4 protein-coding genes are annotated in these 6,542 nt (G+C 67.7%); 1 reads left to right on the top strand and 3 read right to left on the bottom strand.

The window, feature by feature from the left end; all coding sequences use genetic code 11:
• Positions 1-361 precede the first annotated feature (361 nt).
• The 3 genes from SOM26_RS16700 to SOM26_RS16690 form a co-directional block, all read right to left on the bottom strand.
• Complete coding sequence (locus tag SOM26_RS16700) at positions 362-595, bottom strand: hypothetical protein (RefSeq protein ID WP_320453846.1); 234 nt, start codon at positions 593-595, stop codon at positions 362-364.
• A 44-nt stretch (positions 596-639) separates the two neighbouring features.
• Positions 640-3,273, bottom strand: a complete 2,634-nt coding sequence (locus SOM26_RS16695; protein WP_320453845.1) for a TonB-dependent receptor domain-containing protein — start codon at positions 3,271-3,273, stop codon at positions 640-642.
• Between the two features lie 183 nt (positions 3,274-3,456).
• Positions 3,457-4,623, bottom strand: coding sequence for a glycosyltransferase (locus tag SOM26_RS16690; protein ID WP_320453844.1), 1,167 nt, complete (start codon positions 4,621-4,623; stop codon positions 3,457-3,459).
• A 206-nt stretch (positions 4,624-4,829) separates the two neighbouring features.
• On the opposite strand from SOM26_RS16690, the gene SOM26_RS16685 reads away from it, so the two are divergent.
• Positions 4,830-6,314: a glycosyltransferase family protein gene (locus tag SOM26_RS16685; protein WP_320453843.1), complete on the top strand. Its 1,485-nt coding sequence runs from the start codon at positions 4,830-4,832 to the stop codon at positions 6,312-6,314.
• Positions 6,315-6,542: the final 228 nt, after the last annotated feature.

Here is a 6,542-nt window from a genome sequence, read left to right as displayed (position 1 = left end):
CCCCTCAACACCCAGGATCAGCGGCAGATCTGCACCCGCTCCCAACCGCGATATTCGGTCCAGCAGCGATAATTAGGGCGGTACGACTGATAGGGCCGATAGCCGTAACCCGCATCGCGCCAGCCCCGACCGCCATCATAGCCGCCATATTGCGGCCCACCCCAGTTCGAGGGCGGCGGTGGGGGGCGGTGGTCCCCAACCGGGAGGCAGGGGAGGTGGGGGCGGCCCCCATTCCTACGCACCGGCATGGGCACTAAGGCCCAGCGTCGCGATCGTCAGACCGGCGACAAGGATCCGCGTCACCTTCATCTTCCATCCCTCCATGCCCGCCAACCGGGCATGACAAAGGATTACACCGCCCTCAGCGTCGCCAGGCTGAACGCACCTGTTCTACGCCGTTCAGGGATCGGCTTGCGCCCTGTCCGGGGGTGACTTGGCAAAGGCGCTCGACGTCGGCCGCGCGCATGGCGCGGGCCAGATCGGGAAAGACGTCCGCGAATGGACGAGCATTGGCGAGTTGCACATCGGTCAGTTCGGGGCAGTCCGATACGGCATCCATATCCGCTTGGGTGTAAGGCCTATCCATCGGCGTCATGCGTACCTCGCGCGTTCTTCCATAATATAGGCCGATCGCCCCCCTCAGAACAGCTTGCGCACGCCCAGCCGGATCGAGCGGCCGATAGGGTCGATGAAGGCGGGCTGGAAGCGATTGGGAATATTACCGTTGCGGTCGGTGACGTTGATCCGATCGTTCAGCAGGTTCTCGACCGTCAGGTTGATCCGCATCTTGTCGGTCCATGCTTTGTCGACCAGCTTGTGCACGTCGACCGAGGTATAGACGACCAGCCAGTTGCGCCCCGAAAAGCGCAGGTCGGAGGCGGCGATGTCGCTGCGGATACGCGTCGGGCCCTGGATGCGGCCGTAAAGGCCGAGGCTCGTCGGGCCGTAGGACAGGTTGGCGTTCAGATCGACGTCCCAGCGCGGCCGGCCGCCCGTGCCGTTCAGCGTCGCCCCGTCGAGCAGGTCGAGGACCGGCCCCCCGGTGCGGAGCGTCAACCGGTCCTCAAGCCGGTAATTGGTCGTCGCCGACACCCATAGATAGGGGGGACGCTTGGGCGGACGCGGCGGGGGTGTCGTCTTCGCCGCGGCCGGGGCGGCCCCCGGCGCCGGTGGTGCGGGGGGCGGGGGCACCTTGCCCAGCGGTCCGCTGAAGTTGACGCTCATGCGCAGCTTGCGCTCGCGCTCGAACGCCAGGTTAACCGGGCGCAGGTCGACGCTGGTGAGCTGGCCCAGCGCGTCGCGGACGAACAGGTCGGGGAAGACCCGCTGGAACGCCTGTGTCGCTCCGCCCAGCGAGGCGGCCTGATTGTCGATCCGGGTGTCGACATAATCGACGCCCAGCCGGATCTCCTTGTCCTTGATCGGCTGGACCGACAGCCCCAGCGTGGTGATCCGGCGCTTTTCGGGCGCCAGGTCGGGATTGCCGCCGAAGATCGTGGTGACCAGCGTGCTGCGCCCGGTGACATAGTCGAAAAAGGGCGTGTTGGGCGTCGTCAGCACCGGCGCGACCAGTTGCGTCACGGCCGGCGCGGTTTGGTCGACATTGATCGAGGCGTTGAGTTGCAACGGCCGGAACGGCGTCCAGTTCAGCCCAAGATTGGAGGTGCTCAGCCGCCCGAAATCGGACACCTGCGACACGCCCGCCAGCGCGCTCAGCTGAAGCTCGCCCAGGAACGACAGCGAGCCTTCGCGGGCCGAGGCCAGCGGGACCGCGGCATTGACGCTGGCCCCGCGTATCGTGCGGCCGACGCCCTCGATCGGTGCTGCGGCCGCCCCTCCTGCCACAAGGGCCAGGTTGGTCGTCGCGCTGCTGTCGATCCGCGAGTAATCGGTGGTGACGGTCAGCTGCGCCTCCCCGGCGGGCAGGCGGAAGACGGGGCCGTTGGCGGTCGCCTTGATCCCGATCGTGTCGGACGCCGCCCGGCTGCGGTTGCGGGTGCGCAAGGTAGCGGTCGCGGGGTCGATCGCAGCCATCGGATCGCCACCCGCCGCGATCGCATCCTGCAGCCCCCCCAGCGGCACCCCGGTTTCCGAGGTGTTGCGCGCCACCAGCCGGTCGTAATTGCCCGTCACCGCCCAGCTCCAGCGGCGGATATTCCCGGTCAGCGTGCCCCCCGCATGCAGCGTCATGCTGGTGCTGCGCTGATGCAGCACGCTGTCGGGCAGATAGCGATAGAGCAGCGTATCGTCGGCGAAGGGAAACACCCCCAGCCCGCCCGGCACGCGCAACAGGGCGGGCGCCAGACCGTTCAGCCCCTTGTTCCGGGTGGCATCCATCGACAGCGTCAGCGCCCCCGACACCGATTTCGTCAGCGGCGAGGCCAGTCCCACCTCGGCATGGATGGTGTCGGTCCGTTGCTGGAGCGTACGATAGGGGCCCAGATCGGTGATCCCCGCCGGGCTGTTCGCATAGGCACCGAGCACACCCCGCGCGGCCGGGTCGATCGGCACCCCCGCCATCGTGACGGTGCGCCCCGCCAGCGCGTCGAGCCGGGGGTCCAGGGCGGCCCCGTTCACGCCCGTCACATTGCCCGTCGTCGCATACAGCACATCGGGATCGGGCGTGATCGCGCGCTGGCTTTGCAGCACCGGGTTCTGGCGGAAATGCGACGCGCTGAAGGTCAGGCGGCGCGGGCCGTCGATCCGCGCCGAGGTCACCTCGGCCATGTTGGTTTGCCCGCCCCCATCGGTGGCCAGGCCGGGCAGCATATTGACCGTGACCGCGCGGAATTTCTTCTTGGTGATGAAGTTCAGCACCCGCACGGTCGGCGGATAGCCGAAGCGCGCCGCCTCCTGCTCGGGCAGCACCTCGACCTTTTCCATCGCTTCATAGGGCAGGGCCTGGATGTCGGCAAAGCCCGCGATGCGCCGCCCGTTCAGCAGCATCACCGGCTCGCCCCCGCTCGACGAGCCGGTCAGCGCCTTCATCTTTTTCAGAAGGTCGCTGAGGCTCGTTGCGCCCATCGCTTCCAGCGCCTGGGCATCCAGCACCGCGACGGGGGCGACCGCGCCGATCGCGGAGCCGGGGATACGCTTGCCGGTCACGGTTACTTCGGACGGGGGCGGGGTGTCGTCCGGGGACGGGGCGGACTGGACCGGAGTAGCGGAGGGCGGCTGTTCCTGTGCGGACGCCGTGCCCGGCTCGCCTGTCCCGAAGACGATCGCCATCGCTGCCGCGCCGGCCCTGGCCCGCGCCTTCCCCCCGTATCGCATCGTCCAGCCACTCCCATCGCCGACGTGAAGGCCAAGGATAGTGTGGCAATGATGTCGCAATTAAGGCGAATTTTTAAGATAGGATTGACTTTTCGATCCGTTTTAATTGGCACGAATGAAATTCACCGCCGCTCAAGGGGTTTACCCCCCACTCCATTCGTCGCATCGGCCCCGCCGGGCGTTTCAGAGCAGCGGCAGGACCGGATCGACGACCAGCGGCGCGGGTGCGCGCGCGACGCGGCGATGCAGGACGCTGCGCATCACACGTAGATAATGGTCCGCGCCGTTTTCGATGGCAAAGCGCCGCGCCTGGTGCAGCGTGCGCTGGGCATCCTGCGCCTGTGGGCGGGCGGCCGCGATCGCGGCGGCAAAGCCCGCCTCGTCGCCGACCGGGACCAATGTGCCCAGCCGCCCCTGCTGCAACAGCGCGGCCATCGATCGGCTGCAATCGGTGGCGACGATGCCGATATTGGCGGCCAGCCCCTCCAGGATCACCGCGGGCACGCCCTCGTAATGCGAGGACAACAACAACGTGTCATACTGCGCCAGCAGCGCGGCCGGATTGGTGACATAGCCGCGAAACACCACCCGGTCGGCGATGCCCAGCTGCATCGCCAGCGCCTCCAGCATGGCCCGCTCGGGCCCGTCGCCGAACAGGGTCAGCGTGTCGCCGGGGCGGCAGCCACCGGCAAAGCCGCACAGCATTAGCGCCAGGTTCTTCTGTGCCGCCAGCCGCGCGATGGTGACGAACCGCCGCCCCTCTTCAGGCGCACGCACCGCCACGGGTTCGCGCAAGGACAGGATCTGCGCTTCGGACAGGGCGGGGTCGGGGATGATCGCGACGCGCGCCGGGGACACCCGCACGCCCTGCACGATCTCGGCACGCATCGGCTTTTCCATGCCGACGAAATGGTCGATCGCCAGCCCCTGGATGCGCAGCCACAGGCCGTAGAACAGGCGGTACAGCCATGAGGCGTCGGTGCGGTCCAGATTGTTGCTGATCTTGGCCACGATCGGCGGACAGTCGCGCCCCAGCACCAGCTTCAGCATCACCGCCACGACGGTATAGGTATTGCCGGCGCAGAACAGGATGTCGGGGCGCAGTGCACGCACGATGCGCGGCAGGGTGGCGATCATCCAGATCGTCTCCCAATGCGCGATCCCCGGCCAGCGCCGTCGCGGCGTGATGAAATCCAGATCGTCCCCGACATCGCGCGCCATCGCGCCATCGGTCCGCCCCAGGAACAGCGGCGCATCGACACCACTCGCGCGCCAGTGCCGCACCAGCCGCAACGCGATCCGCTCGACCCCGCCGGGCTCGAAACTGTGCAGGAAGGTCAGGACGCGCAAAGCCGCCTATCGCCTCGATCGCAGCAGAGTATGCACCGAAATCCCGCCCATATTTCCGATCGATAGCATGGCCAGGGGCAGAAAATATACCCCATCGTGACGTATTCATCATGACCGCTCCGCTTTGCGCTTGCCTTCACCGCCAAAGCGAACCACGCGCGCGGTCAATGACGATACGACAGGGGCACAGCGCACGGGCAGCATCCATGCGGGGGGCAGGCGGCCTCCTGCTGCTGCTAACTCTGGTCGCGCTCGTCGCGCGGGCGCAGACGTTCGGCAATCCGGTGATCGGTTTCGACGAGCAATTCTATCTGCTGGTCGGCAACCGGATGTGGGACGGCGCGCTGCCCTATGTCGATATTTTCGACCGCAAGCCGATCGGGCTGTTCCTGCTCTATGCCGGGGCGCAAGCCTTTGGCGGGGATCCGTTCCTGGCCTACAAGCTGCTCGCGACCGGGTTCGTGGTGGCGACCGCCTTCGGCATCCAGCGGCTGGCGCGTGGGTTTGCTGGGCCGGTTGCCGCGACCGGGGCGGCGATCCTCTATATCCTCTGGCTGAACCTGATGGAGGGGGAGGGGGGCCAGTCGCCGGTCTTCTACAATGCGCTGATGCTGGTCGCCGGGGCGGCCGTGGTCCGCGCGGTCGAGCGGCGCGGGGGGCTGTTCGGACAGGGCGCGCTGGCGATGGGCGCGGTGGGGATCGCGCTCCAGATCAAATATTCGGTGCTGCCCGAAGGGTTCGCGTTCGGTTGCATCCTGCTGTGGCAGGGCTGGCGCGCGCGGGTGGCGTGGGGGCGGCTGGCGGGGATGGCGCTGGTCTGGGTGGCGCTCGCGCTGGTGCCGACCTTGCTCGCCTATGCCGTCTATGCGGCGATGGGGCAGGGGGCGGCGTGGGTGTTCGCCAATCTCGTCTCGGTCGGCGGACAGGCGGCGCGGCCGCTGGCCGACGAGCTGGAGGGGCTGGCGGCGTGCGCCGGGATCCTGCTGCCGCTGGCGCTGGTCATCGGCTTCGGGCGGCCCTGGGCGCATGTGCCCCCGGCACGGCGCGCGGGGTTCCGCGTCCTGCTGATGTGGCTGGCGGTCAGCGTGGTCGCGGTGCTGGCCTATGGCAGGTTCGGCAGCCCGCATTACGCACTGCCCGTCACCTTGCCCGCCACGCTCGTCGCCGCCCCGGTGCTGGCCCGCTGGCGCCGGGTCGGTATCGCCGCGTTCGCGCTCGCGATCTTTGCGGCGGGGCAGATCGTGCTGGGCTTGAGCGAACGTGCCAAGGGCGGCGCGGCCGAGGCCCGCGCGGTCGCCCGCGCCGCGACGCCAGCGCGCGGCTGCCTCTATGTCTATGACGGCTATCCGGCGCTATATCTGCTGACGCACAACTGTTTGCCGTCGAAATGGGTTTTTCCCGGCCACCTCAACACCCGCGACGAGGCAAGCCGCGCCGCGATCGGCGTCGATCCGGTCACCGAGATCCGCCGCATCCTCAACCAGCGGCCCGGCGCGATCGTCGACGACTATCCCCGCTTCGCCTTCGGCAATCCTGCGACGCGGGCCGTGCTGCGCGAGGTCTTGGCGCGGGATTACCACCTGGCCGCATGCGTGGCGACCGGGCCGGGGCGGGTGCGACTGGTCTATCGGCCGGGGGCGGGGACGGTGCCTGCGGGGTGTCCGGTATCGGTTATCGTTTCGGGCACATAGGGCAGACGACCCATGGCGGTTTCACATCCCTAAATGGCCGCTTTGTATTCCTGCCGCCACGAAATGCACGCGGAGGTGCATGCTGTTACCGTGTCGAGGGTAAGACGCTGGCGGTTCGTCCCCTCCCCGTCTTTTAAATCGCTGGATTGATTACGTTCATCCGCCCAAGCCCGGAGACGTACCTCACGGTCGCCAAAATACGATAAAGGACATTATCGTATTTAGCTT

Source organism: Sphingomonas sp. CFBP8993 (genome assembly GCF_034044895.1).
In the GTDB taxonomy this organism is placed as follows: domain Bacteria; phylum Pseudomonadota; class Alphaproteobacteria; order Sphingomonadales; family Sphingomonadaceae; genus Sphingomonas.
This window is presented reverse-complemented; position numbering and strand designations above follow the sequence as displayed.

Bases quoted from the DNA above. Each gene is read 5' to 3' on its own strand.
- SOM26_RS16700 (WP_320453846.1), bottom strand. From the start codon at position 595: ATGACGCCGATGGATAGGCCTTACACCCAAGCGGATATGGATGCCGTA.
- SOM26_RS16695 (WP_320453845.1), bottom strand. From the start codon at position 3,273: ATGCGATACGGGGGGAAGGCGCGGGCCAGGGCCGGCGCGGCAGCGATG.
- SOM26_RS16685 (WP_320453843.1), top strand. From the start codon at position 4,830: ATGCGGGGGGCAGGCGGCCTCCTGCTGCTGCTAACTCTGGTCGCGCTC.